The following is a 21,076-nucleotide window of genomic DNA, read 5'->3' as shown; positions in this document are numbered from 1 at the left end:
CGCGGCGTGCCGATCCTGCTGCCCGACGCGCGGCGTGTCAACTATCGTGGCATTCGGCGCTGGTTGACGGCTGAAATTGGCCACAGTTGTGGCGAGACCTGGATGTGAGTTCGAAAGACCGGTTACTCTCCGGGCAGTTCACGGCGATCGCGTGTGCCCGTGAGAGGCTCGTGAGAGACGTAGGAGACCTGTCGGTGACGGATGGCTTCGAGGTTCCGGGCGCCACGGCGACGGTGCTGTTGTCGGCCGTCGTCGCCCGCGTCACCGCTCTCGCCGACCGGCTCGGCGTGCCGCACGCGGAGGTTTTCGGCACCGGACGGCTGTCCATCGCCTCCGGCGTTCCCGAGTCCGTGGTCAAGGCCCTGCTGAGCGGCCGTCCGGCGGGGGAACCGGACGTGCAGGCCAGGTTCCTGCAGCGGCTGGACCTGTTGCGCCGCACCCGGCTCAAGCCCAACGGCCGCAAGTACACCCAGCAGGAGATCGCCGACGGCGCCGGTATGTCGCGGCAGCAGGCGGGTGCCCTCATCAACGGCGACCGCCGCCCCACCATGGAGCACTGCGACGCCCTCCAGCGTTTCTTCCGCGTGCACGCCGGCTTCCTCACGGCCGAGGACCCCGAGGCCCTGGCGGGCGCCCTCCAGCACATCGAGCAGGAGTTGCTCCAGAAGCTCGCCGCCCGGGAGGCGGCCGCGGCCGCCGAGGACCCGCTGGAGCGGCTGCTCCAGGACCACGGAGTGCGCGGGATCGCTTGGCGGGCCGCCCAACTGCCCACCGATCAGCACCGCGACAAGGTCGCCGAGTGGCTGGACATGCTCCTGGAGAGCGTGAAGCGGCCGGAGTCGTGATCCGGGGGAGAACTGGGAGAACTGTGGGCATCGCCAAGGACATGCGCCGGCTGTGCGGCGAGTTGGTCGCGGAACTGACCCTCCGCGCCCCCGCCGCCCCCGCCGACCTGTACGCGGCCCTGTGCGAGGGCATGAGCCGCCGCCGCGGCCGTCCGGTCGTCTTCCGTACGGCCGCGTTCCCGCCGGGCACCGCGAGCGGCCTGTGGCTCGACATGGCCGACCAGGACCTCGTCGTGATCGAGGAACGCACCGCTCCCGACCACCAGTTGGTGATCCTGGGCCATGAGCTGTGGCACATGAAGGCGGGCCACTGCGGTCACCACGTGGAGGGCGCCGCGGTCGCGGCCCGGCTGCTCCACGACGGGGCGGACCTCCAGGCGACGGTCCGCAGCGTCGCCGCGCGCACCCGGTTCGACCAGGCGGAGGAGCGGGACGCCGAGAGCTTCGGCCTGCTCCTCGCCAGCAAGTGCCGTACCTGGCTGCCCGGTTCGTCGCCGCGCGGCCGCGGGCGGCGTGATCACCTGGCGGGCCGGATCGAGGCGGCGCTCGGGTACCTCGGGCCACAGGACCGGCCTGGCGGCTGAGGCGGGCCGCCCCCGGGCCACGGGTCGGCCTGGCGACTGAGAGGGGCAGTCCGGGCCGCGGGGTCGGGCCTGGCGGCTGAGAGGGGCAGTCCGGGCCGCGGGGTCGGGCCTGGCGGCTGAGAGGGGCAGTCCGGGCCGCGGGGTCGGGCCTGGCGGCTGAGAGGGGTCGCACGGTCCGGCGCGACGTTCCGGCCGGGCGGATCTGCCGGGGCGAATCGGCCCGGCCCCGATGCCGTGGACAAGGGCCGGCGCGGGGCCGTCACCGGCCGTCGGCTTTACCGCGGGGGCTTTCGGTGACGTCCGGCCTCGGCCGAGCGGGCGAACCGCTGTCCGGGAGAGCCGGACTGTCAGTGGTGGGCGGCAAGCTTGAGGGTGCGCCGCCGTACGGGGGCGCACGCGCCGTGACCGGCGCGTGGGAGACGACGCCGACACGGGGAGAGCCGACCGATGCCCACTGCCGTACTGACCGACCGCGAGCGCACCGCCGTGCAGGCCTACCTGCGGCTGCTCCACACCGTCCGGGCGGCGTTCGGGGACGACGCCGGCGGTCCGCCGTACGACCGGCTGCCGCCGGTGGTCCCGCCCGTCGTTCTCGCCGAGGCGGAGCAGGCCCTGGCGGCCGCCGGTCTCACCGGCGGCGAGGAGGAGTTCTTCCGGCTGCTGCGCAGCTGGTTCCCGGAGCGGTGACGGCGGGACGAGCGGGCGGTGGGGCCGCGGGCCCGCGGGGTTCAGCCGTGCGGGACGGTGATCGCCGTCGCCACCAGTCCGCGGCCGACGGTCCAGCCGCCCTCGAAGTGTCCGAGGCGGTGGCCGCCGACCACCGGTCCGGGGACGAGGAGCCGGGCCCTGAGGGTGCCCTGCGAGCCGCCCGCGGGTCCGGCGTCGATCTCGATGTCGGCCTCGGCGAAGTCCAGCCACTTCCGGGTGAGGGGGAACCACGCCTTGTAGACGGATTCCTTGGCGCTGAACAGCAGCCGGTCCCAGTGCACCTCGGGCCGGTCCGCGGCCAGTCGGCGCAGCCGTTCCTGCTCCGCGGGCAGGGCGACGGCGGACAGGACGCCGTCGGGGAGCGGCTGGTGCGGTTCGGCGTCGATGCCGAGCGAGGCCAGGTCGGCGGCCCGGACCAGGGCGGCCGCCGCGTAGCCGTCGCAGTGGGTCATGCTGCCGGCCAGTCCGGCCGGCCACCGGGGGGCTCCGCGTTCGCCGGGCAGCACGGCCTGCGGGGGCACGCCGAGCTTGTCCATGGCGCGGCGGGCGCAGGAGCGCACGAGGGTGAACTCCCGGCGGCGTTTGGCGACGGCCCGTGCCACCAGTGCCTCCTCCTCCGGGTGGAGGGGCCCGTCGCCGAACTCGCGGACGCCGTCCTCGCCGTGCGCCTCCACGGCGACGACCGTCTCCGGCAGCAGTTCCTCGATCACGCGTTCTCACCCTCCCAGGGCAGGATGCGGCGCAGCCGGCCCGGCGGCTGCGGGCGTTTGCGCCACTCGCGGGGGTAGCCCACCGACACCTCCTCGAAGCGGACGCCCTCGTGCCAGGTGGTCCGCGGGATGTGCAGATGGCCGTAGACCATGGCGGCGACCCGGAAGCGGCGGTGCCAGTCGGCGGTCAGCCGGGTGCCGCACCACATGGCGAACTCGGGATACCACAGGACGTCGGTGGGGTGCCGGTCCAGCGGATAGTGGTTGACGAGGACCGTGGGGAGGTCCTCCGGGAGGGCGGCGAGCCGGCGCCCGGTCTCGGCGACGCGGGCCCGGCACCAGTCCTCGCGGGTCGGGTAGGGGTCGGGGTGCAGCAGGTACTCGTCGTTGCACACGACGCCGGTCCCGTGCGCGTACTCCAGACCTTCCTCCTTGGTGGCGCAGCCGGCCGGGAGGAACGAGTAGTCGTACAGCAGGAACAGCGGGGCGACGGCGACGGGGCCGCCGGGGCCCTCCCAGACGGGGTAGGGGTCCTCGGGGGTGGTCACGCCCAGCTCGCGGCACATCTCGACGAGGTGCTCGTAGCGGGCGACGCCGCGCAGGGTGACGGTGTCCTTGGGGTGGGTCCACAGTTCGTGGTTGCCGGGGGCCCAGACGACCTTGCGGAAACGGCTCGCGAGGGTCTTCAGCGTCCAGCGGATGTCGGCCACGCTCTCCGAGACGTCCCCGGCGACCAGCAGCCAGTCCTCGTCGGTCTCCGGGGCCATGCGCTCGACCAGGGCCCGGTTCTCGGGATAGCCGATGTGCAGATCGCTGATGGCCAGCAGTTGCCCGGCTCCACCGGCCGTCGACGTCACGCTGTGCTCCCGTTCCCCGGCTCTCACCCGTCACCGCGCGCACGAAAGGCACCGCGGCCGTCCCATCCTTACCCGCGCTCGCGCCCCGTACGAACATGATCGGAAAATCCGTAACACGCGCGTTGCACGCGGCACCTCCGGGAAGCCGTATGATCGCCCCAACACCACCGCCCCGACCTGCCTTCGCGCAGGGCGGTTTGGTGTCCCTCCAATCCCCCTGCCCGGGCCGGGCCTGCTTCGCCCTGCCCGCGAACCGTGAAAGGCGGCCTGCATGGTCTCTCGCGTACGCGTCTGGCTCAACCGCACGTACGCGGAGAACGTGTTCTTCATGGATCAGCTGCGGCGAAATCCGAGCGACCGGGCCGTGGACATCCACGCCACGCACGGTGACGTCGACTCGCCCGTGCTGGCCGCCGCCGACACCGCCGACCTGGAGCCGGAGGGCCTGTCCCCCGCCGCGTACGTCGAGTACGCGCTCGACCAGTGCAGGCGCCGCGGCATCGACGTGTTCGTGCCCCGGCTGCACCAGGCGGCGATCGTGGCGCACCGCGCGGACTTCGCCGCGGCCGGGACGGCGCTGCTCGCCCCGCCGCCGGAGGCCGTCGCGGTCTTCCACGACAAGGTGATCGCCTACGAGGCGGTCCAGGCCATCGGCGTGCCCGTGCCGCCGTGGTGGCGGGTCCGGACGGCATCCGAACTCGTCGCCGCCGTCGAGGCGTTGGAGGCCGACGGCCACAAGGCGTGCTTCAAGCCGGCGTCCGGCGCGGGCGGAGTGGGCTTCCGGGTGATCACCCGTGCCCCCTTCTCGCTGGCGCAGCTCAGCGGTTTCCCGTCGCCGTACGTCCAGCTGGACATGGTCGTCGAGGCGCTGGAGCAGGCCGAGGAGCAGGTGGACTGGCTGGTGATGCCGCGGCTGGAGCAGCCGGAGGTGTCGGTGGACTGCCTGACCGGCCCGGACAACCTGATCCGGCTGTCGATCGGCCGCACCAAGAACGGCCGCCGCCGCGGCTTCACCCTCCAGGAGCAGTGGCTGGAGCCGGCCCGGCGGATCGCCGAGGGCTTCGGGCTGCACTACCTGTCCAACATCCAGTTCCGGATGTTCGGTGACGTCCCGGTCCTGATGGACGTCAACACCCGTCCGGCCGGCGGTCTGCACCAGCTGTCCCTGTGCGGGGTCAACGCGCCGTGGGCGGCCGTGCAGCTGGCGCTCGGCGAGGACCCGGGCGAGATCGTGCCGCCGTTCCTCGGGCAGGACTACGCGGTGGTGTCGGGGCCGCGTCAGCTGGGCGCCGTGCCGCTCGCCCCGCAGCGGACGGAGGAGACGGAGCCCCTGCTGCCGGCCGTGCCCGCACCGGTCGGCTCGGTCGAGGTCGGCCAGGCGGCGCAGGCGCTGCCGCTGTAGACCTCGGGCGCACCGCCGAGCGCGGCCCCGGTGACGAACGCGACCGGGGCCGCGCGGTACGCACTGGCGTTCGCCCTGTCCTCCGGCGGCTGTAATCCGGCGTCCTCCGGCGGCTGTGATCCGGCCCGGGACGGGCAGACCGGCAGCGGACGCCCACCGGCGGCAACGGCCGGAGCGTCATCGACGTGATCCGCCGAAGTCCCCCGGACGAAAAGTCCGGGGGATTTTTTCCTCCCGGGGTGTATCAGGGCCCGGAGTGCGCGCTCTTGACGGTGTAACACCGAAGGCCCACGGAGGAACGACGGGGGACGACGGGGGTCACGGGGGACCTTCGTGGGAGCAGGAAGGCACGACGAGCACCACCGCACGGGGGGCCACGGGGGAACCGGGGATCGACGGGGGATCCCCGGGGAAACGGGGGATCGGGCCGGCCGGCCGCTGTCACGGGGAGCGACCGGCCGGCCCGAGCACGTCAGCAGCACCACGGTCGGACACCCCTGCTGTGCAAGGGGCTTCGCCGCGAGAGGCGGGCCCGTCGGATTCCGGGCCCGCCGGACGGTCAGGGCCGGCGACCGGTGGCGGTGCGGCTCAGCCGGAGCGTCAGGATCTGGAAGGGCCGCAGCCGCACGGGGACGCCGTTCCCGCCGTCGGTGACGGCCGGCTCCAGCGGTCGCTCCAGCAGGTCCGTGACCTGCGCGCCGGCGAGCGGGAAACCGGTGCGCAGGGTGCCGGTGGCCCGGCCGCCGCGCGACTCGTAGAGCCGGACGACGACATCGCCGGACGCGTCGTCGGCGAGCTTCACCGCCTCGACGGTGATGCCCTCGCCGTCGACGGAGACGACCGGGGCGGGCGCACCCGCCGCGTCGGCCACCCGCAGCGGGAGGTTGAGGGCGTAACCCTCGGCGACCGCGTCCTCGACGCTCGCGCCGGGCAGCAGCGCGTAGATGAAGCGGTGCCTGCCCTGGTCGGCCTCGGGGTCCGGGACGCGCGGGGCGCGCACCAGGCTGAGCCGGACGGTGGTGGTCGTGCCGCCGTCCTCGCGGACCGTGCGGGAGACGTCGTGGCCGTAGGTGGAGTCGTTGAGGACGGCCACGCCGTAGCCCGGCTCGCCGATGTGCACCCAGCGGTGGCAGGACACCTCGAACTTCGCCGCCTCCCACGTGGTGTTGGTGTGGGTGGGGCGCTGGACGTGGCCGAACTGGATCTCGGCGCAGGAGTGCGGGGCGCGCACGTCCACCGGGAACGCGGCCTTGAGGATCTTCTCGGCCTCGTGCCAGTCGATGTCGGTCTCGAAGTCGACGCGAGGGCTGCCGGCGCGCAGGGTGACGGTCTGGGTGATCGTCGAGCCCTTGCCGAAGGAACGGGTGACCCGGACGGCGCCGACGAGCGGGTCCTCCTCCACGACCTCGACGGAGTCCGCCGCCAGGAGGTCGGTGTACCGGTTCCGGTAGTGCTTGTCGATGTCCCAGGCGTCCCAGTTGTTCGGGAGGTCGGTGTGCAGGCGCAGCAGGTTGCCGGCATCGGCGAGGACCTCACGGTTCGCCCGCAGGTCGAACACCGAGGACAGCGTGCCGTCCTCGGCGACCTCCACCCGCACCAGCCCGTTGTCGAGGACGCGCCCGCGGACCCGGACCGGCTGCGGGGGTCCGGCGTCCGTGAGGGGCGCGCTGCCGCCCGCCGGGACCTTCACGAAGACCGGCGTGCCCGTGCCGGTGCGGACCACCTCGGCACGGTCGTAGGGGCTGGTGTTGAACACCCGGGGCCCGCCGCCGCCCAGCGCGCCGACGGCCTCCGTCGTCAGCTCCTCCAGCTCCCCCGCCACACGGGCGTACTCGGCCTCCGCCTCGCGGTGGACCCAGGCGATCGACGAGCCCGGCAGGATGTCGTGGAACTGGTGGAGCAGGACCGTCTTCCACAGCCGGTCGAGCTTCTCGTGGGGGTAGGCGTAGCCCGGCGCGTGCAGCGCGGCCGTCGTCGCCCACAACTCGGCCTCGCGCAGACGGTGTTCGGAGCGGCGATTGCCCTGCTTGGTGCGGGCCTGGGAGGTGTAGGTGGCGCGGTGCAGCTCCAGGTACAGCTCGCCGTTCCACACCGGGGCGTCCGGGTACTCGGCGCGGGCCTTGGCGAAGAAGTCGTCGGGGTGCTCGACGACGACCTTGGGCGAGCCCTCCAGGTCGGCGAGCCGGCGGGCGCGTTCCATGATCTCGCGGGTGGGACCGCCACCGCCGTCGCCCCAGCCGAAGGGGGCCAGGGAGCGGGTGCCGACGCCCTTCTCCGCGTAGTTGCGGACGGCGCGGTCCATCTCCACGCCGCTGAAGCGGGCGTTGTAGGTGTCGATCGGGGGGAAGTGGGTGAAGATGCGGGTGCCGTCGATGCCCTCCCACCAGAAGGTGTGGTGGGGGAAGGTGTTCGTCTGGTTCCAGGAGATCTTCTGGGTGAGGAACCACTCGTTGCCGGCGAGCTTGGCGAGCTGCGGGTAGGCCGCGTTGTAGCCGAAGGAGTCCGGCAGCCAGACCCCCTTGGTCTCGATCCCGAAGTGCTCGATGAAGAACCGCTTGCCGTGGACCAGTTGGCGGGCGATGGCCTCGCCGCCGGGCAGGTTGCCGTCGGACTCGACCCACATGCCGCCGACCGGCGCCCACTGCCCCTTGCGCACCGACTCCTGGATGCGCGCCCAGACCTTGGGGTAGTGGTCGCGCACCCACTCGTACTGCTGGGCCTGCGAGCAGGCGAAGATGAAGTCGTCGTACTCGTCGGCGAGCGCGGTGACGTTGGAGAAGGTGCGGGACGTCTTGCGCTTGGTCTCGCGGATGGGCCACAGCCAGGCGGAGTCGATGTGCGCGTGGCCGACGCCGGAGACGGTGTGCGCGCTGGCGTGGGCGGGCCTGGCCAGGACGGGGGCGAGGACCTCGCGGACGGCGGCGGCGCTGCCGGAGACGTCGTCCAGGTCGAGGGCGTCCATGGCCCGGTCGAGGGCGTGCAGGATCTCGTGCCGGCGTGGCTCGTGCTCACCGAGGTGGACCATGAGTTCGCGCAGGACCTGGAGGTCGAGGTCGAGGTGCCAGACCTGCTCGTCGAGGACGGCGATGTCGGCGCTGCGGAATGTGTACAGGGGACGGTCGCCTGCCGTCAGTACGTCGCCGAGCGGCGTCGGGGCCGCGAAGCCGTTCGCCAGGATGTCGGGGTTGGAGGCCGCCTCGACCAGGTAGTCGATCACCTCGCCGCCGGTCGCCGGGTTGCCGATCGGCACGTACTGGTTGAGCGGGTTGACCGCCTTCAGCGGGGTGCCGTCGGTCAGGTGGACCAGGGCCTCGGCCTGGTTGCCGGGCCAGTCCTCGGTGAAGCCGAGGTCGACGACCGCCTCGACCCGCCGCCCGGCCCATTCGGCGGGCACCCGGCCGCGCATCCGGAACCAGGTGGTCCCCCAGGGCGGGCCCCAGGGTGTGCCCATCACGAAGGGCTCGTAGGGGGCGGCCGCGGCCTCCGCGAACGGGACGGGCTCGCCCGGCGCCTGCCAGGCCTCGACGTCGAGGGGCACGGTGGCCGCGTAGACGGCGGGCTTGATGCGCTGGGTGTGGACGCGTTCGACGCGCTCCTCGATCCGGCGGCGTTCGTCGTGCATGGGAAGTCTCCAGGGAGCCGGGAAGGCGGATGGCTGGAACCTACGGCAAGGAGAGGAAGAGGGAAAGCGCTTACCCAGGGTGGCTCGCCGGAGGTACGCGCAGGTGGGCGCGCGTTCCCGGCGTGCGCGTTCCCGGCGTGCGCGTTCCCGGCGTGCGCGTTCCCGAGGTACGCATGCCCGACGCGCGCAACGCGAGGCCGGCCTGCCCGCGGTGCCCTACGTGAGGTACGCCAGGCCGGGGTGGACGGCGGTGTAGCCCTCGACCAGCCGGCGGGCCACGTTCACGGAGTCGACCAGCGGGTGCAGGGCGAAGGCCTTCACCGCGCCGGCGCGCGAACCGGACTCGGCGGCGGCCAGCACCTCGCGCTCGACCCCCTTCACCGCGCAGACCAGGCCGGTCGCGTGCTCCGGCAGCGGGGCCACCGCCACCGGATGGGCTCCGTTGGCGTCGACGAGGCAGGGCACCTCGATGACCGCGTCCCTGTCGAGCACCGAGAGCGTGCCCTGGTTGCGGACGTTGAGGATCAGGGTGGTGCGTTCGTCGCGGGCGATGGCCCGCATCAGGGCGAGGGCCACCTTCTCGTAGCCGCCGGAGAGGTCGTCGGCGTCGCGTTCGCCGGCGCCGGCCGTCTCGCGGTTCTCGGCCATGTAGGTCGCCTCGCGCTCGGCGCGGGTGCGTTCCCAGAGGCTCAGCGCCGACGCGTCGGGCCGGCGCGCCTCCTCGTAGAACCGGGCCTGCTGGTCGCGCAGGAAGGCGCCGCGGGTCTTCTCCGCCTGCTGGTAGGCGCGCACGGCCTCGCGGTTGAAGTAGTAGTAGTGCAGGTACTCGTTCGGGATCGCGCCGAGCGACCGGAGCCAGTCGACGCCGAACAGCTTGCCCTCCTCGAAGGAGCCGAGCAGGCCGGAGTCGGCGAGCAGGCGCGGGAGTTCGTCGCGGCCGGCGATCCGCAGGCCCCGTACCCAGCCGAGGTGGTTGAGGCCGACGTAGTCGATGAACGCCTCGCCCGGGTCCGCGCCGAGGACGCGCGCGATACGACGGCCGAGGCCGACCGGCGAGTCGCAGATGCCGATGACGCGGTCGCCGAGGTGGTGGGACATGGCCTCGGTGACCAGGCCGGCCGGGTTGGTGAAGTTGATGACCCAGGCGTCGGGGGCGAGGCGGGCCACCCGCCGGGCGATGCCGGACGCGACGGGCAGCGTGCGCAGACCGTAGGCGATGCCGCCCGCGCCGACCGTCTCCTGGCCGAGGACGCCCTCCGCCAGGGCCACCCGTTCGTCGTTCGCCCGGCCCTCCAGGCCGCCGACGCGGATCGCGGAGAAGACGAAGTCGGCGCCGCGCAGGGCCTCGTCGAGGTCGGTGGTCGTGGTCACGGTGGGGGCGTCGGCCACCGTCGAAGCCTGTTCGGCCAGTACACGGGCGACCGCACGCAGTCGGCTGCCGTCCAGGTCGTGCAGTACGACCTGCGTGACCCGCCCCTCGGCGTGGTCCGTCAGCAGCGCCCCGTACACCAGCGGCACCCGGAATCCGCCGCCGCCCAGAATCGTCAGTTTCACGCTCGCACCTCTCCTGCCGGCCAGGGCCACCTCGACGCCGGTCTCCTCCAGAGAGAACGGGCCGTCGGATCCCCCGGCGCGTTGGTCACCACCGCATCCGGTTCCGGCGGACCTCAGGTCCGCCGACCACCGGACCGACCACCGGACCGGCCATCGAACCGGCCACCAGGTCGTCGACGCGGGCACGCGCCTGATCGCCGTTGCCGGCCGGCCCCTGCCCGGTAACCGTAACGACTGCCGGGGCCGGGAGGAATCCGGAGCCGGAGCCGCCGTCGGCACGACACCACGATCGCCGACGGCGGCTCCCGGGCGCCGGAGAGCGCGCCGGTGGGGGTGGGTGCGGCTGCCGCGCCTCCGGGAACCCGCGGAAGATCGCCGGTGCGGGCCGCCGGTAGGGTCGGCCGGTATGACCGTCGCTCGTTCCGTCGCCCTGTTCGTCGTCGCCGCCCTCTTCGAGATCGGTGGCGCCTGGCTGGTCTGGCAGGGCATCCGCGAGCACAGGGGCTGGACCTGGATCGGCGCCGGTGTCGTCGCCCTCGGCCTGTACGGCGTGGTGGCCACGTTCCAGTCCGACGACGACTTCGGGCGCATCCTGGCCGCGTACGGCGGGATCTTCGTGGCCGGGTCGATCGCCTGGGGCGTGGTCGCAGACGGCTACCGCCCCGACCGCTTCGACATCGTCGGCGCCCTGGTGTGCCTCGCGGGCATGGCCGTGATCATGTACGCGCCCCGCGGCCGCTGACCACCGTACGACCCGCCTCCGCTCCGCGCGGAGCCGCGCGACCCGCCTCCGCTCCGCGCGGACCGCGGCCGGCGGTGCCGACGGTGAGGTGCGCGCGCCGCGGCTGCACGGTGTGGATCCAGGCCGGCCCGCAGAGGGTCCCGGCACCGGCCGGGCGGGGTCCTCGTCCGCGCCGTGCGGCACACCGGCGACGCGCACTACGGCACGGGCACCGGACACGGTGACGACATCTGGGAGCACGGCGGCTTCGCGGTGCACTTCTTTTCCCCCCCCGCGACCTGGTCGACTCCCTCGCCGACGGCTGGCGACTGCGGGAGGTCCACGCCTTCGAGGAGGGCGCCCTGCCCCGCCGGCTGTGGCGCGTCACCCAGACGCTGCCACGGTGACCGCCCCGGTACCGGCGGCACGCCGCTGCCGGCCCTCGTGCTGCCGGAGGTGAACGTCCCGGCCGTGCCGGACGACCCGGTCAGGCCAGGGACAGGAAGAGCTTCTCCAGCCGGGCCCGCATCTGTGCGGAGTCGCGCACCTCGGGATCCTCGCTGGTCATGCACTGTTCCAGCCCGGTCGCGATGATCGAGAAGCCGGCCCGGTCCAGGGCCCGGGAGACCGCCGCGAGCTGGGTGACCACGTCCTCGCAGTCCCGGCCCTCCTCGATCATCCGGATCACTCCCGCGAGCTGGCCCTGCGCCCGCCGCAGGCGGTTGAGCGCCGACTTCAGCTCGTCGGCCGACATGTCGAGTTGCACGCTTCCTCCTCGTATATACCCCCGCGGGTATCGTACCCAATGGGGAAGAACGCCTCGGGAAGAGTTTCTGTTCCCCGTCAGGCCCGGCGGCACCGGCCCCGTGGCCTCCCGCATCCCGGCGCACCGGCCGCCGCCCCTCTCATCCACCGCTTCCCAGCCCCCACAGTCCCCTTCTCCACGAAAACCTCAGCCGCCACCCTCCGGTTCGCAGGATCCCTCCGGCCACGGGTCGCACCACTGGGCGGCGGCCCCGGTGTGCGGCGGCCGCGACACCGGCCACGGCCGCACCGGACCGCACGGCGCCGGGGGCGCGGCCGGCGGCCCGGTGGCCCGGTGGCGGGCCACCGGTTCCACGAGGGTTCGGTGCCCGGGGACGTGGCCGGTCGTGAAGAACTCGGGCGAGCGGGCCGGCACCGCACCCAACGGCCCCAACGGGTGGAACCTGTCGTGGCAGGAGCGGAAGGCCGGCAGCGCCCTCGGGTGAGGCGCCGTCCGCGGGGCCGGGCCGTGCAGAGGCGGACGCCGTCCTCAGGACCGACCCGTCCGGGGGCGGACGCCGTCCGCGGGGCCGGCCCGTGCAGAGGCGGACGCCGTCCGGGGTGGCGCCGTTCACAGGGTGAACTCACCCGGGAGGCAAGGACTTTCCCTGCTTTGACTCTTGACGGCCGGGGTGCCGAGGGGCACATTGGCGACGCCGTGAGAGCGCTCTCATGCATCGGGCGCTGCCGACGGCACCCGCGCACGACCACTCCGTCCCCGAGAGGCACCCCCACCATGAGCGAACCCTCCGGCACACCTGCGCGCAGACGCCGCTCCCTGCGGCGGGCACTCGTCGCCGCCGTCGGCACCCTCGGCCTCGCGGCGGCCGCCGCGGTGGCCTCCCCGTCCGCGAACGCCTCCGCGCCCACTCCCCCGTCGGGCTGGTCGCAGGTCTTCCTCGACGACTTCAACGGCGCCGCCGGCACCGGCGTGAACACCTCCAACTGGCAGTACGCCACCGGCACCTCGTATCCGGGCGGTCCCGCGAACTGGGGCACCGGCGAGGTCGAGACGATGACGAACAGCACGAGCAACGTCTCGCTCGACGGCAACGGCAACCTGCGCATCACCCCGCTCCGGGACGCGGCGGGCCGCTGGACCTCGGGCCGCATCGAGACCAGGCGCACCGACTTCCAGCCGCCGTCCGGCGGCAGGCTGCGGGTCGAGGCCCGGCTGCAGATGCCGAACGTGACGGGGACCGCCGCCGAGGGCTACTGGCCGGCGTTCTGGACGCTGGGCGCCCCCTACCGGGGCAACTACCAGAACTGGCCCTCGGTCGGCGAGCTGGACATCATGGAGAACGTCCAGGGGCTGAACCGGGTCTGGTCGACGATGCACTGCGGGACCAGTCCGGGCGGCCCGTGCAACGAGACCACCGGTATCGGCAACTCCACCGCGTGTCCCAACACCACGTGCCAGTCGGGCTTCCACACCTACACGATGGAGTGGGACCGCTCGGTGACCCCCGAGGCGATCCGCTTCTTCGTCGACGGCGTCAACTACCACACGGTGACGGCCGCCCAGATGGATGCCACCACCTGGAACAACGCGACGAACCACGGCTTCTTCGTCATCCTCAACGTGGCGATGGGCGGCGGCTTCCCGGACGCGTTCGGCGGCGGGCTGGACGGTGACACGCGCCCGGGCGTGCCGATGGTCGTCGACTACGTGCAGGTCCTCCAGGCCGCGGGCGGCGGGGGCGGCACCACGCCTCCCCCGACCGGCAACCGCGACGCCTACGCCGCCGTCCAGGCCGAGTCGTACGACGCCCAGTCCGGCACGATCACCGAGACCACCACCGACAGCGGCGGCGGACAGAACATCGGCGCCCTCGCAAACGGCGACTGGGCGCTCTTCCGCGGCGTGAACTTCGGCTCCACGGCGGCCCGGCAGTTCACCGCCCGGGTGGCGAGCGGCGCGGCCGGAGGCGTCAGCGGTCTGGTCGAGGTGCGCCTGGACAGCCGTACCGCCGCGCCGATCGGGAGTTTCGCGCTGGCCAACACGGGCGGCTGGCAGTCGTGGCGGACGGTCCCGGCGAACATCGCCTCCGTCACCGGAACCCACGACGTCTACCTGACCTTCACCAGCGGGCAGCCCGCCGACTTCGTGAACGTGAACTGGTTCAGCTTCGGCCACTGAGGCCACCGAGGGCCCGCGGGGCGGGACCGTCGACCCGGCGGCGTTTCAGCGCAGTTCCGCGCGGAACGCCGCCGGTGTCATGTCCGTGTGCTGGTGGAAGAACTTGGAGAAGTTCGCCGGGTCGGGGAAGCCCACCGCCGCGCCGACCCGGCCGATCGGCAGTTCCGTGTGGGCCAGGAGCCGCTTCGCCTCCAGGACGACCCGCCGGTCGATGAAGCCCTTGGGCGTCTGGCCGGTCGCGGCGCGCACCGCGCGCACGAGGGTGCGGCGGGAGTAACCGAGCGCGTCGGCGTACGCGCTGACGCTGTGGTTGGTGGCGAAGTCCCTCTCCACGGCCTCCCGGAAGAGGGTGAAGGTGGTGTCGGCCTGACGGCCGGCCGCCTCCGCCGAGCTGGCGGCGAGGTGCGCGAGGCGCAGCAGAAACGCCGTCAGGCAGTGCCGCAGCACCGAGGTGTGCAGGCTGGGGGGCAGGGTCTCGGTGTCCTCGTACTCCCGTTGCAGATGCTCCAGGGCGGCGCGCAGGCCGGCCGACCGGGCCTCGTCGGGGTGGAGCAGCGGCGGCAGGTCGTAGCGGTACAGGCCGGTGGCCTCGACGGTGGCGCGGGGCAGGAAGCCGGGCTGCATGGTCAGGACGGTTCCGCGGTACTCGCTGGTCTTCGAGAAGCGGTGGACCTGGCCCGGACGGATCCACAGGACGTCGCCGGCCGTGGCCTCGTACTCGGCGAAGTCGACCATGTGACGGACGGGGCCGCCGGTGAACAGCAGGACGGTGTGGAAGTCGATCCGGTGGACGCGCTCCAGCGGCGCGTCGGCGTGCCAGGTGCGGCCGACGCCCATGGGGCCGACCTGCATGCCGACGCCGCCGACGCTGAGGCCCGCCGGGAAGGGGAACGTCCTGATCGCGTCGCCGTCTCCGACGGTGGTGTCCGCCATGTCCGTCTCGTGCCGCCTCGTGCCCGCCCGGCACCGCCGGGGTGTCCCACTTTCACCACAGCGTGACACACACCGACCTTCCCTCGAAAAAGTCAGACTTTTACTTTTGAACGCGTCAGACCAGCCACTCCGCTCGGATCGAGGATTTCTTGAAGATGAGCACGCAGTCACCGGACAGTTTCGAATGGACCGAACTCGACCGGCGTGCCGTCGACACCGCACGCCTGCTGGCGGCGGATGCCGTGCAGAAGGTGGGCAACGGGCACCCCGGCACCGCGATGAGTCTCGCACCGGCCGCGTACACGATCTTTCAGAAGGTGATGCGGCACGACCCGGCGGACCCGGAGTGGACCGGGCGTGACCGCTTCGTGCTCTCCCCCGGCCACACCTCGCTGACCCTGTACACCCAGCTGTTCCTGGCCGGCTACGAGCTGGGACTGGACGACCTCGAGGCGTTCCGCACACACGGTTCGAAGACGCCGGGCCACCCCGAGTACGGGCACACCGCCGGCGTGGAGACCACCACCGGGCCGCTCGGCCAGGGCGCCGCCAACGCGGTCGGCATGGCCATGGCCGCCCGCTACGAGCGCGGCCTGTTCGACCCCGGGGCGCCCGAGGGCGACTCGCCGTTCGACCACACCGTCTGGGCGATCGTCTCCGACGGCGACCTCCAGGAGGGCGTCTCGGCCGAGGCCTCCTCGCTCGCCGGCCACCAGAAGCTCGGCAACCTGGTCTTCCTCTACGACGACAACCACATCTCCATCGAGGGCGACACCGCGACCGCCTTCTCCGAGGACGTCCTGAAGCGGTACGAGGCCTACGGCTGGCACGTGCAGCGGATCGAGCCGCAGGAGGACGGCGACATCGACGTGCGCGCCCTGTACGCGGCCCTGACCGCGGCGCGGGCCGAGACAGCACGCCCCTCGATCATCGCGATGCGCACGGTCATCGCCTGGCCCGCCCCGAACGCGCGGAACACCGAGGCCTCCCACGGCTCCGCCCTCGGCGACGACGAGGTGGCCGCCACCAAGCGGGTCCTGGGCTTCGACCCGGAGCGCTCCTTCGAGGTCCCGGGCGACGTGCTCGCCCACACCCGCGCCGCCCTGGACCGGGGCGCCGAGGCGCACGCCGCCTGGAACAAGCGGCTCGACGTGTGGCGCGGCGCGCAGCCGGAGCGGGCGAAGCTGCTCGACCGGGTCCTGGCCGGCCGGCTCCCCGAGGGCTGGGAGGACCACCTGCCCGTCTTCGAGGAGGGCGGGGCGGTCGCCACCCGCGCGGCCTCCGGCAGGGTGCTCCAGGCGCTCGGCGCGGTCGTCCCCGAGCTGTGGGGCGGCTCGGCCGACCTGGCCGGCTCGAACAACACGACGATCGACAAGACGTCGTCGTTCCTGCCCGAGGGCAACCCGCTGCCCGAGGCCGATCCGTACGGCCGCACCGTCCACTTCGGCATCCGCGAGTTCTCGATGGCCGCGGAGATGAACGGCATCGCGCTGCACGGCAACACCCGCGTCTACGGCGGCACGTTCCTCGTCTTCTCCGACTACATGCGCAACGCCGTGCGCATGTCGGCGCTGATGCAGCTGCCGGTGACGTACGTGTGGACGCACGACTCCGTCGGTCTCGGCGAGGACGGTCCCACCCACCAGCCGGTCGAGCACCTGGCCTCGCTGCGCGCGATCCCCGGCCTGAACGTGGTCCGCCCCGCCGACGCCAACGAGACCGCGATCGCCTGGGCGGAAATCATGCGCCGGCACGGCACCCGCCCGGCGCCGCACGGACTGGCCCTCACCCGGCAGGGCGTGCCCGTGTACGCGCCGAACCCGGACGCGGCGAAGGGCGGTTACGTCCTGCGGGAGTCCTCGAAGGACACCCCGGACGTGATCCTGATCGCCACCGGTTCCGAGGTGCACCTGGCCGTCGCCGCGCGGGAGGCGCTGGAGGCCGAGGGGACCGGCGCCCGGGTGGTGTCGATGCCGTCCGTGGAGTGGTTCGAGGAGCAGTCGCGCGAGTACCGCGACAGCGTCCTGCCGCCGTCGGTGCGGGCCCGGGTCGCCGTCGAGGCGGGCATCGGCCTGACCTGGCACCGCTTCGTGGGGGACGCGGGACGCATCGTCTCCCTGGAGCACTTCGGTGCCTCCGCCGACGCCGCGACCCTGTTCGCCGAGTTCGGCTTCACCCCCGAGAACGTCGCCGCCGCGGCCCGGGCCTCGTTGAATTCGATCACGGGCCTTGCCTCCGCCCGCGGTTGATCCGAACGCCAGAAAGAAGATGATCACAATGACCGAAGCAACCGCCACCGCGGGTGGTGCCCTGCGGCGCCTCTCCGACGAAGGCGTCTCGATCTGGCTGGACGACCTGTCCCGCAAGCGGATCACGTCCGGCAACCTGGCCGAACTCGTCGCCACTCGGCACGTCGTCGGCGTCACCACCAACCCGTCGATCTTCCAGGCCGCCATCGGCTCCGGCGAGGGCTACCAGGAGCAGCTCGCCGACCTCGCCGTACGGGGTGTCACGGTCGACGAGGCGGTACGGATGATGACGACCGCGGACGTGCGCGCGGCCGCGGACGTCCTGCGTTCCGTGTACACGGCCACGGGGGGCCGTGACGGCCGGGTCTCCATCGAGGTCGACCCGCGTCTCGCCCACGAGACCGCGGCCACGATCGCCGAGGCGAAGCAGCTGGCCTGGCTCGTGGACCGCCCCAACGTCATGATCAAGATTCCGGCGACGAAGGCCGGTCTCCCCGCGATCACCGAGGTCATCGGCCTCGGCATCAGCGTCAACGTCACGCTGATCTTCTCCCTGGAGCGCTACCGCGAGGTCATGGACGCCTACCTGGCCGGCCTGGAGAAGGCCGCCGCCCGGGGCGTCGACCTCTCCACGATCCACTCCGTCGCCTCCTTCTTCGTCTCCCGCGTCGACGCCGAGATCGACAAGCGCCTCACCGTCCTCGGCACCGACGAGGCCCTCGCGCTGCGGGGACGGGCGGCGCTCGCCAACGCGCGGCTGGCCTACCAGGCGTACGAGGAGGTCTTCGCGGGAGACCGCTGGACCGCCCTCGCCGGGGCGAGGGCGAACAAGCAGCGTCCGCTGTGGGCATCCACCGGTGTGAAGGATCCTGCGTACAAGGACACGCTGTACGTCGACGAACTCGTGGCGCCCGGCACCGTCAACACCATGCCGGAGGCCACGCTGAACGCCACCGCCGACCACGGCGCCGTCACCGGCGACACGGTCACCGGCGGCTACGCACAGGCCCGTGCGGACCTCGCCGCCGTGGCGGCGCTCGGCATCTCCTACGACGAGGTCGTCACCCGGCTGGAGGAGGAGGGCGTCGCCAAGTTCGCGGTGGCGTGGCAGGACCTGCTGGACGCGGTCACGAAGTCGCTGGACACCGAGGCACTCGACACCGAAGGAGTTGACGCGGAATGAGCACCGCCGGCACCGACGCCGTCTGGGACAACCCGCTGCGGGATCCCCGCGACCGGCGCCTGCCCCGTATCGCCGGCCCGTCCGGGCTCGTCATCTTCGGCGTGACCGGCGACCTGTCCCGCAAGAAGCTGATGCCCGCCGTCTACGACCTCGCCAACCGCGGCCTGCTCCCGCCGGGCTTCTCGCTCGTCGGCTTCGCGCGCCGCGACTGGGAGGACCAGGACTTCGCGCAGGTCGTCCACGACGCGGTGCGCGAGCACGCGCGGACGCCGTTCCGCGAGGAGGTCTGGCAGCAGCTCGCCGAGGGCATGCGGTTCATCCCGGGCGACTTCGACGACGACGCGGCGTTCAAGCAGCTGCGCGACGCCGTCGAGGAGCTGGACCGGTCCCGCGGCACCGGCGGCAACTTCGCCTTCTACCTGTCGGTCCCGCCGAAGTTCTTCCCCAAGGTCGTCGAGCAGCTCAAGAAGCACGGGCTGGCGAACGCGCCGGACGGGTCGTGGCGGCGGGCGGTCATCGAGAAGCCGTTCGGGCACGACCTGGCGAGCGCGCGGGAGCTGAACGCGATCGTGCACGACGTGTTCGAGCCGGACCAGGTGTTCCGCATCGACCACTACCTGGGCAAGGAGACCGTCCAGAACATCCTGGCGCTGCGCTTCGCCAACCAGATGTTCGAGCCGATCTGGAACCGGTCGTACGTCGACCACGTCCAGATCACGATGGCCGAGGACATCGGCATCGGCGGCCGGGCGGGCTACTACGACGGCATCGGCTCGGCGCGTGACGTCATCCAGAACCACCTCCTGCAGCTGATGGCGCTGACCGCGATGGAGGAGCCCGCCTCCTTCGACGCGGCCTCGCTGCTGACCGAGAAGCTGAAGGTCCTCCACGCCGTGAAGCTGCCGGAGGACCTCGGCCGGCACACGGTGCGGGCGCAGTACGCGGGCGCCTGGCAGGGCGGCGAGAAGGTGCGCGGCTACCTGGAGGAGGACGGCATCGACCCGTCGTCCACCACGGACACCTACGCCGCCGTCCGGCTGAACGTCGACAACCGCCGCTGGGCGGGCGTCCCGTTCTACCTGCGCACCGGAAAGCGCCTGGGCCGCCGCGTCACCGAGATCGCGGTGGTCTTCCAGCGGGCGCCGCACTCCCCCTTCGACTCCAGCGCCACCGAGGAACTCGGCGCCAACGCGATCGTCATCCGGGTCCAGCCCGACGAGGGCGTCACCGTCCGCTTCGGCTCCAAGGTGCCGGGCACGTCGATGGAGATCCGGGACGTCACGATGGACTTCGCGTACGGCGAGTCCTTCACGGAGTCCAGCCCGGAGGCGTACGAGCGCCTCATCCTGGACGTGCTGCTCGGCGACGCCAACCTGTTCCCGCGCCACCAGGAAGTGGAAGAGTCCTGGAGGATCCTCGACCCGATCGAGGAGCACTGGGCACGGCACGGCAGGCCCGCGCAGTACGCCTCGGGCAGCTGGGGACCCGAGGAAGCCGACGAGATGCTCGCACAAGACGGACGGAGCTGGCGCAGGCCATGAAGATCGACCTGACCGACACCACGGCAAGCAAGATCAACAAGGCGCTGGTGAAGGGCCGCCGCGCCATCGGCACACCGGCCGTGGGCATGGTCCTGACGATGGTGATCGTCACGGACGAGGAGAACGCCTACGACTCGATCAAGGCGGCCGAGGAGGCCTCGCACGAGCATCCCTCGCGCACCCTGGTCGTCATCAAGCGGCACGCCCGCACCCCCCGCGAGCGCACGCAGTCGCGGCTCGACGCCGAGGTGCGGGTGGGTTCCGAGGCCGGCACCGGGGAGACGGTGATCCTGCGGACCTACGGCGAGGTGTCCGAGCACGCCGACTCCGTCGTGCTGCCGCTGCTGCTGCCGGACGCCCCGGTCGTCGTGTGGTGGCCGGTGAACGCGCCGCAGAACCCGGTCAAGGACCCGCTGGGCGCGCTGGCCCAGCGCCGGATCACCGACATGTACGCCGTCGAGCGGCCCCTGCAGGCACTGGAGATGCGCGTGCGGTCGTACGCGCCCGGCGACACCGACCTGGCGTGGACCCGGCTGACGCCGTGGCGTTCGATGCTGGCGGCGGCGCTGGACCAGGCGCGGGTGCCGATCGTCTCGGCGGCCGTGGAGAGCGAGGCGGACAACCCGAGCGCCGAACTGCTCGCGCGCTGGCTGGAGGCCCGGCTGAAGGTGTCCGTGGACCGGGTGGAGACCGCGGGTCCGGTCGTCACGGCCGTCCGGCTCGGCACCGGCGACGGCGAGATCGTCATCGACCGTCCCGAGGGCCCGCTGGCCACGATGTCCCTGCCCGGCCAGCCCTCGCGGACCCTCGCGCTGAAGGTCCGCCCCACCTCCGAACTGATCGCCGAGGAGCTGCGGCGCCTCGACGCGGACGAGATGTACGCCATCGCCCTGCGGGGCGAGGCCACCAAGGAGACCCCCTCCCATGTCTGACACCCCCGTGCTCACCCGGCGGCCCGAGTGGACCGCGCTGGAGGACCACCGCGTCCGCCGGCCCGCGCAGCTGCGCGAACTGTTCGCCGCCGACCCCGGGCGCGCCGAACGGTACGTCGTGCGCGTCGGTGACCTGCACATCGACTACTCCAAGCACCTGATCACCGACGAGACGCTCGCGCTGCTGCAGGAACTCGCCGCTGCGACCGGTGTGTTCCGGCTGCGGGACGCGATGTTCCGTGGTGAGCGGATCAACATCACCGAGGACCGGGCCGTGCTGCACACCGCGTT

At 72.6% G+C, this 21,076-nt stretch carries 16 protein-coding genes and 2 pseudogenes; 12 read left to right on the top strand and 6 right to left on the bottom strand.

Annotated features, from left to right (window positions below):
• Positions 1–194 precede the first annotated feature (194 nt).
• The 3 genes from ACIP5W_RS32845 to ACIP5W_RS32835 all read left to right on the top strand — a co-directional run bounded on the left by ACIP5W_RS32845 (position 195) and on the right by ACIP5W_RS32835 (position 2,116).
• Complete coding sequence (locus ACIP5W_RS32845; protein WP_382788671.1) at positions 195–845, top strand: helix-turn-helix domain-containing protein; 651 nt, start codon at positions 195–197, stop codon at positions 843–845.
• 41 nt (positions 846–886) lie between these two features.
• On the top strand, positions 887–1,429 hold the full coding sequence (locus ACIP5W_RS32840) for a toxin-antitoxin system, toxin component (protein WP_401481296.1): 543 nt from the start codon (positions 887–889) through the stop codon (positions 1,427–1,429).
• Between the two features lie 447 nt (positions 1,430–1,876).
• Positions 1,877–2,116, top strand: coding sequence for a hypothetical protein (locus ACIP5W_RS32835; RefSeq protein WP_401481221.1), 240 nt, complete (start codon positions 1,877–1,879; stop codon positions 2,114–2,116).
• Positions 2,117–2,157: 41 nt separating this feature from the next.
• On the opposite strand, the gene ACIP5W_RS32830 is transcribed toward ACIP5W_RS32835, so the two are convergent.
• Both ACIP5W_RS32830 and ACIP5W_RS32825 read right to left on the bottom strand, forming a co-directional pair.
• Positions 2,158–2,847: a 4'-phosphopantetheinyl transferase gene (locus ACIP5W_RS32830; RefSeq protein WP_401481219.1), complete on the bottom strand. Its 690-nt coding sequence runs from the start codon at positions 2,845–2,847 to the stop codon at positions 2,158–2,160.
• Positions 2,844–3,704 (bottom strand): metallophosphoesterase family protein, encoded by an 861-nt coding sequence (locus ACIP5W_RS32825; RefSeq protein WP_401481217.1) that lies wholly within the window; start codon positions 3,702–3,704, stop codon positions 2,844–2,846. The genes ACIP5W_RS32830 and ACIP5W_RS32825 overlap by 4 nt, the downstream gene beginning before the upstream one ends.
• Before the next feature lie 271 nt (positions 3,705–3,975).
• Between ACIP5W_RS32825 and ACIP5W_RS32820 the strand changes: the two genes are divergently transcribed.
• Entirely contained in the window at positions 3,976–5,106 is a 1,131-nt protein-coding gene (locus ACIP5W_RS32820; protein ID WP_401481215.1) for an ATP-grasp domain-containing protein, read from the top strand.
• A gap of 559 nt (positions 5,107–5,665) precedes the next feature.
• Here ACIP5W_RS32820 and ACIP5W_RS32815 read toward each other — a convergent pair.
• Positions 5,666–8,728, bottom strand: coding sequence for an alpha-mannosidase (locus ACIP5W_RS32815; RefSeq protein WP_401481213.1), 3,063 nt, complete (start codon positions 8,726–8,728; stop codon positions 5,666–5,668).
• 216 nt (positions 8,729–8,944) lie between these two features.
• Positions 8,945–10,282 carry a 6-phospho-beta-glucosidase gene (locus tag ACIP5W_RS32810; RefSeq protein WP_401481211.1) on the bottom strand — a complete coding sequence of 446 codons (1,338 nt, stop codon included), beginning with the start codon at positions 10,280–10,282 and terminating at the stop codon, positions 8,945–8,947.
• Between the two features lie 151 nt (positions 10,283–10,433).
• Between ACIP5W_RS32810 and ACIP5W_RS32805 the strand changes: the two are divergent.
• Positions 10,434–10,585, top strand: a pseudogene (locus ACIP5W_RS32805) (IS5/IS1182 family transposase); the annotation flags it as partial.
• Between the two features lie 103 nt (positions 10,586–10,688).
• The gene (locus ACIP5W_RS32800; RefSeq protein WP_401481209.1) at positions 10,689–11,024 is read left to right on the top strand and encodes a YnfA family protein; all 336 of its coding nucleotides are present in this window, start codon (positions 10,689–10,691) and stop codon (positions 11,022–11,024) included.
• 466 nt (positions 11,025–11,490) lie between these two features.
• On the opposite strand, the gene ACIP5W_RS32795 is transcribed toward ACIP5W_RS32800, so the two are convergent.
• Positions 11,491–11,757 (bottom strand): metal-sensitive transcriptional regulator, encoded by a 267-nt coding sequence (locus ACIP5W_RS32795; RefSeq protein ID WP_401481294.1) that lies wholly within the window; start codon positions 11,755–11,757, stop codon positions 11,491–11,493.
• Between the two features lie 786 nt (positions 11,758–12,543).
• Between ACIP5W_RS32795 and ACIP5W_RS32790 the strand changes: the two genes are divergently transcribed.
• On the top strand, positions 12,544–13,947 hold the full coding sequence (locus ACIP5W_RS32790; protein WP_401481207.1) for a glycoside hydrolase family 16 protein: 1,404 nt from the start codon (positions 12,544–12,546) through the stop codon (positions 13,945–13,947).
• Between the two features lie 45 nt (positions 13,948–13,992).
• Here the strand turns inward: ACIP5W_RS32790 and ACIP5W_RS32785 are convergent, their stop codons facing one another.
• The gene (locus tag ACIP5W_RS32785; protein WP_401481205.1) at positions 13,993–14,880 is read right to left on the bottom strand and encodes a helix-turn-helix domain-containing protein; all 888 of its coding nucleotides are present in this window, start codon (positions 14,878–14,880) and stop codon (positions 13,993–13,995) included.
• Positions 14,881–15,035: 155 nt separating this feature from the next.
• Here ACIP5W_RS32785 and tkt point away from each other — a divergent pair, with 155 nt between their 5' ends.
• The 5 genes and pseudogenes from tkt to ACIP5W_RS32760 all read left to right on the top strand — a co-directional run.
• Complete coding sequence (tkt, locus tag ACIP5W_RS32780; RefSeq protein ID WP_401481203.1) at positions 15,036–17,129, top strand: transketolase; 2,094 nt, start codon at positions 15,036–15,038, stop codon at positions 17,127–17,129.
• 19 nt (positions 17,130–17,148) lie between these two features.
• Entirely contained in the window at positions 17,149–18,312 is a 1,164-nt protein-coding gene (tal, locus tag ACIP5W_RS32775) for a transaldolase (protein WP_401481201.1), read from the top strand.
• A complete protein-coding gene (gene zwf / locus ACIP5W_RS32770; RefSeq protein WP_401481199.1) occupies positions 18,309–19,853 on the top strand; it encodes a glucose-6-phosphate dehydrogenase in 1,545 nt (514 codons plus the stop codon). The genes tal and zwf overlap by 4 nt, the downstream gene beginning before the upstream one ends.
• The gene (gene opcA / locus ACIP5W_RS32765) at positions 19,850–20,785 is read left to right on the top strand and encodes a glucose-6-phosphate dehydrogenase assembly protein OpcA (RefSeq protein WP_401481197.1); all 936 of its coding nucleotides are present in this window, start codon (positions 19,850–19,852) and stop codon (positions 20,783–20,785) included. Before zwf ends, opcA begins: the two co-directional genes overlap by 4 nt.
• A pseudogene (locus ACIP5W_RS32760) lies at positions 20,778–21,076 on the top strand (glucose-6-phosphate isomerase); the annotation flags it as partial. The gene opcA and the pseudogene ACIP5W_RS32760, both read left to right, overlap by 8 nt.

Origin of the sequence: Streptomyces sp. NPDC088766, from assembly GCF_044750845.1 — a bacterium.
Classification (GTDB): Bacteria; Actinomycetota; Actinomycetes; order Streptomycetales; family Streptomycetaceae; genus Streptomyces.
The sequence above is the reverse complement of the archived record's forward strand: the minus strand, read 5'-3'. Positions and strand labels throughout refer to the sequence as shown.

Bases quoted from the DNA above. Each gene is read 5' to 3' on its own strand.
- ACIP5W_RS32840 (WP_401481296.1), top strand. From the start codon at position 887: ATGCGCCGGCTGTGCGGCGAGTTGGTCGCGGAACTGACCCTCCGCGCC.
- ACIP5W_RS32785 (WP_401481205.1), bottom strand. From the start codon at position 14,880: ATGGCGGACACCACCGTCGGAGACGGCGACGCGATCAGGACGTTCCCC.
- ACIP5W_RS32820 (WP_401481215.1), top strand. From the start codon at position 3,976: ATGGTCTCTCGCGTACGCGTCTGGCTCAACCGCACGTACGCGGAGAAC.
- opcA (WP_401481197.1), top strand. From the start codon at position 19,850: ATGAAGATCGACCTGACCGACACCACGGCAAGCAAGATCAACAAGGCG.
- tkt (WP_401481203.1), top strand. From the start codon at position 15,036: ATGAGCACGCAGTCACCGGACAGTTTCGAATGGACCGAACTCGACCGG.
- ACIP5W_RS32835 (WP_401481221.1), top strand. From the start codon at position 1,877: ATGCCCACTGCCGTACTGACCGACCGCGAGCGCACCGCCGTGCAGGCC.
- ACIP5W_RS32790 (WP_401481207.1), top strand. From the start codon at position 12,544: ATGAGCGAACCCTCCGGCACACCTGCGCGCAGACGCCGCTCCCTGCGG.
- ACIP5W_RS32795 (WP_401481294.1), bottom strand. From the start codon at position 11,757: ATGTCGGCCGACGAGCTGAAGTCGGCGCTCAACCGCCTGCGGCGGGCG.
- zwf (WP_401481199.1), top strand. From the start codon at position 18,309: ATGAGCACCGCCGGCACCGACGCCGTCTGGGACAACCCGCTGCGGGAT.
- ACIP5W_RS32815 (WP_401481213.1), bottom strand. From the start codon at position 8,728: ATGCACGACGAACGCCGCCGGATCGAGGAGCGCGTCGAACGCGTCCAC.
- tal (WP_401481201.1), top strand. From the start codon at position 17,149: ATGATCACAATGACCGAAGCAACCGCCACCGCGGGTGGTGCCCTGCGG.
- ACIP5W_RS32800 (WP_401481209.1), top strand. From the start codon at position 10,689: ATGACCGTCGCTCGTTCCGTCGCCCTGTTCGTCGTCGCCGCCCTCTTC.